Raw genomic sequence first — 4,388 nt, 5'->3', positions numbered from 1 at the left:
GGCGGGGGGAACCGTCGCGGTGGGTCTCGCGCTGCGGGCGCGGCGTCGTCCCGACGCGCTGGTGCTCCTGTCCCCGTGGTTGGATCTCGCCCTGGACGACCCCGCGATCGGCCGTCGTGTGCGACGCGACCCATCGCTGCGGGTGCCCGGTCTTCAGGCCGGCGCGAAGGCGTGGGTCGGCGCGCGCGGCCTGGACGATGCGTCGCTGAATCCCGCTCGCATGCCGCTCGCGACGCTGCCGCCCACCCTCGTGTTCCAGGGCGGGTGCGACATCTTCTTCGACGACGCCGTCGCGTTCGTGTCGCGAGCAGCGGCGGAGGGGGCGCCCGTGCGCCTGATCACCGCGGCAGCGGGGTTCCACGTCTACGTCGGGGCGTTCTGGACGCCCGAGGCGCGAGCTGCGTTCGCCCTCGTCGGAGCGCTTTCCCGGGACCCCCGGGGCACCGTGACATAGCTGTACATATGTGCAACAATCTGCGCAGGGTGACGACGATGCACCCACGACGGAGGACTCCATGACTGCTCGATACGACCTCGCCAAGATCAAGCTCGGAACGCTCATGACGGACCCGGATGCCGCGGGCATCATTCTCGACGTGATCCCCGACCTCAAGGCGAGCCCGACCTATCTCGTGGCTCGCACGCTCACGGCCAGTGCGGCGCTCAAGCTCGCCGAGGCTCAGATCGGCGCCGAGAAGGCCGGAGAGCTGCGTCGCCGCGTCGAGGCTCTCGAAGCCTGAGCCGGGGGCGGGGCGGGCGTAGATTGGCGGCGTGAACCCCCTCGTCTTCCTCGCCGTGGTGATCGCCGGTGGCGTGGGGGCGGCGTTGCGCTACCTCGTCGACGTGGCCGTGCGGCGACGGACGGGGGAGCGGTTCCCGTGGGGGATCCTCGTGGTCAATCTCACCGGCGCGCTCGCTCTGGGGCTCGTCACTCCGCTGGCGGCGGACGAGGCGTGGCGGTGGATCATCGGCACGGGCCTGCTGGGCGGCTACACGACCTTCAGTGCGGTCGCGGTGACGACCGCGCTGCTCGCCGAAGAGGGGCGCACGCGGACCTCGATCACGTACGCGGCCGCGTCGTTCGTCGGCTCGGTGATCGCGGCGGCGATCGGGCTCTCGGTGGGCTCCCTGCTCTGAGCCCGGCCGTGCGGGCGAGGCCCGTGGGATACTGAGGATTCGATACACCCTTGTATCGAAAAGTCACCCCGGAGGGTCCTTCGTGTCGTATTTGGCCGTCCTGAGCCTGAAGAACCGCGCCCTGATCGCCCTCGTGACGATCGTCGCGGCGATCTTCGGCGGTCTCGCGCTGACCAGCCTCAAGCAGGAGCTCATCCCCTCGATCGAGTTCCCGCAGCTCGCCGTCGTGACGACCTACCCGGGGGCGTCGCCCGAGGTCGTCGAGGCCGACGTGTCGACCCCGATCGAGAACGCGATCCGCGGCGTCGAGGGCCTCGAGTCGACCACGGCGACCAGCACGACGAACTCCTCGATCGTGTCGGCGTCGTTCACCTACGGCACCGACCTCGCCGCCGCGCAGCAGAAGATCCTCGCGGCCATCGCCCGCATCGACGACCAGCTGCCCGAGTCCGCCGACACCACGGTCGCGTCGGCCAGCATCGACGACTTCCCCGTCATCCAGCTCGCCGTCACCGGCTTCAGCGACGCACAGGCCACGCAGTCGGTGCTGCAGAACAGCGTCATCCCCGACCTCGAGGACGTCGACGGCGTCAACGGCGCGCAGATCGTCGGCGGCACCGGCCAGCGCGTGACGATCACCCCCGACACCGGCAAGCTCGCCGAGCGCGGCTTCAGCCAGCAGGCGATCACCGACGCGCTCGACGCCAACGGCGTGCTCTTCCCGGGCGGCTCGCTCACCGAGGGCGATCAGACCCTCACCGTGCAGACCGGCGAGAAGCTCACCAGCGTCGACGAGATCTCGGCCCTCCCGCTCGTGCCGACCGACGCGGCGCAGCAGCGCGCCGGCGCCACCACGATCGCCGACGTCGCGACGGTGCAGCTGCAGACCGACCCCGTCACGACGCTCTCGCGCGTCGACGGCCAGCCCGCCCTCACGATCGCCGTCACCAAGCTCCCGGCGGCCAACACCGTCGACGTCTCGCGCGGGGTCCTCGCCGCCCTACCCGCTCTGGAGTCCCAGCTCGGTCAGGGAGCGACCTTCACCGTCGTGTTCGACCAGGCGCCGTTCGTCACGCAGTCCATCGAGGCCCTCGCTCAAGAGGGTCTGCTGGGCCTCGTCTTCGCGGTCGTCGTGATCCTCGTCTTCCTTCTCTCGGTGCGCTCGACGCTGGTCACGGCCATCTCGATCCCCACGAGCGTGCTCATCACCTTCGTCGGCCTGCAGGCCTTCGGCTACTCGCTGAACATCCTCACCCTGGGCGCGCTCACCATCGCCATCGGCCGCGTCGTGGACGACTCCATCGTCGTGATCGAGAACATCAAACGCCACTACGTGGGCGACGCCGACAAGATCCCCACCATCATCCGAGCCGTGCGCGAGGTCGCGGCCGCGATCACGGCATCCACGATCACCTCGGTGGCGGTGTTCCTGCCGATCGCGTTCGTCGGCGACGTGACCGGCGAGCTGTTCCGCCCGTTCTCTCTCACCGTGACGATCGCCATGGCCGCCTCGCTCCTGGTCTCGTTGACCATCGTTCCGGTGCTCGCGTCGTGGTTCCTCAAGCCCGGGACCGTCGTGCGCGACGCCGAGGGCGAGCCGGTCGACCCCGAAGCCCCCGACGCGCCCCCCACGCGCCTGCAGAAGGCGTACGTGCCGGTGCTCAGCTGGACGCTCCGGCACTCGTGGGTGACCCTGGGTCTCGCCGTCCTCGTGCTCGGCGGCACGCTCGCCGCGGTGCCGTTGCTCAAGACCGACTTCCTCGGCGATTCCGGTCAGAACACCTTCACCGTGACGCAGAAGATCGGTTCGGCCCCGAGCCTGGATGCCGAGGACGCGGCCGCCCAGAAGGTCGAAGCCGTGCTGCTGGACACCGCGGGCGTGCAGACCGTCCAGACCTCCATCGGCTCGAGCGGCTCGGCGCTGCGCGACGCCTTCTCGGGCGGAGGGACGGGCATCACGTACTCGATCACCTCCGAGTCGGGTGCCGACCAGGTCGAGTTGCGCGAGCGCGTGCGCACCGAGCTCGAGAAGCTCACCGACGCCGGAGAGATCGAGGTGGCCTCATCCGGCGGCGGCTTCGGCTCCACCGACATCACGGTCGACGTCACCGCCGCCGACGGCCAGGCGCTGCAACAGGCCAGCGACGCGGTCGTGGCGGGCCTGGACGGACGAGAGGGCATCGGCCAGGTCACGAGCAGCCTCTCGGCCTCGCTGCCGTTCGTCTCGGTACGGGTCGACCGCGACGCGGCCGCCGAGCGCGGGCTGTCCGAACGCGCCGTGGGCGCCCTCGTCACCGCCGCCCAGCAGCCGCGCCAGGCCGGCACGGTCGAGATCGACGGTCGCGGAGTGACGGTCTACCTGGCATCGGCGAACCCTCCCGCGACGATCGACGACCTGCGCGCGCTCGAGATCCCCAGCGCCGCCGGCACCGTCCGCCTCGACGAGATCGCGACCGTCGAGCAGAGCCAGACCCCGCCGTCGATCACCACCTCGCGCGGGCTGCGCACGGCATCCATCACCGTCACCCCCACCTCGGACGACCTGGGCAGCTCCTCGGCGTCGGTGAACGCGGCGCTGGCCGACGTGCAGCTCCCCGAGGGCGCCACCGCGAAGGTCGGCGGCGTCGTCACCGACCAGCAGGACGCCTTCGGCCAGCTCGGGCTGGCCCTGCTCGCCGCCATCCTGATCGTCTACGTCGTCATGGTGGCGACCTTCAAATCGCTGCGGCAACCGCTCGAACTGCTCGTCTCGGTGCCGTTCGCGGCGACCGGCGCGATCCTGATGCTGCTCGTCACCGGGGTGCCGCTGGGCGTGGCGGGCATGATCGGCGCGCTGATGCTCGTCGGCATCGTCGTGACCAACGCGATCGTGCTCATCGACCTGGTCAACCAGTACCGGGCGCGCGGACTGAGCGTGCACGACGCGACGATCGTGGGCGGGGCGCGCCGCCTGCGCCCCATCCTGATGACCGCGCTCGCCGCCATCTTCGCCCTCGTGCCGATGGCGCTGGGCATCACCGGGCACGGCGGGTTCATCTCGCAACCGCTCGCGGTGGTCGTGATCGGCGGTCTCGTGTCGTCGACGTTCCTGACGCTGCTGGTGCTGCCGACGCTCTACAACCTCATCGAAGGAGCGAGCGAGCGGCGCCGGGAGCGGCGGGCGTCGAAGACGGCCGAACCGGTCGAGATGGTCGCCGAAGACGGTCACCCGCTGAGCCGACGCGAGCTGCGCGAGAAGCACTGACCGGGCG

4 protein-coding genes are annotated in these 4,388 nt (G+C 70.5%); all 4 read left to right on the top strand.

What is annotated here, in order from left to right:
* Positions 1–454: alpha/beta hydrolase fold domain-containing protein (locus tag DBR36_RS12845; RefSeq protein WP_146185356.1), on the top strand; the 454-nt coding region annotated here is incomplete at its 5' end.
* A gap of 61 nt (positions 455–515) precedes the next feature.
* A complete protein-coding gene (locus tag DBR36_RS12840) occupies positions 516–740 on the top strand; it encodes a hypothetical protein (protein ID WP_108319970.1) in 225 nt (74 codons plus the stop codon).
* Positions 741–771: 31 nt separating this feature from the next.
* Positions 772–1,137, top strand: a complete 366-nt coding sequence (crcB, locus tag DBR36_RS12835; protein WP_108319968.1) for a fluoride efflux transporter CrcB — start codon at positions 772–774, stop codon at positions 1,135–1,137.
* A gap of 82 nt (positions 1,138–1,219) precedes the next feature.
* Positions 1,220–4,381, top strand: coding sequence for an efflux RND transporter permease subunit (locus DBR36_RS12830; protein WP_108319966.1), 3,162 nt, complete (start codon positions 1,220–1,222; stop codon positions 4,379–4,381).
* Positions 4,382–4,388: the final 7 nt, after the last annotated feature.

It is taken from the genome of Microbacterium sp. HMWF026 (assembly GCF_003061325.1).
GTDB classification, from domain to species: Bacteria; Actinomycetota; Actinomycetes; order Actinomycetales; family Microbacteriaceae; genus Microbacterium; species Microbacterium testaceum_E.
The sequence above is the reverse complement of the archived record's forward strand: the minus strand, read 5'-3'. Positions and strand labels throughout refer to the sequence as shown.

Bases quoted from the DNA above. Each gene is read 5' to 3' on its own strand.
- DBR36_RS12840 (WP_108319970.1), top strand. From the start codon at position 516: ATGACTGCTCGATACGACCTCGCCAAGATCAAGCTCGGAACGCTCATG.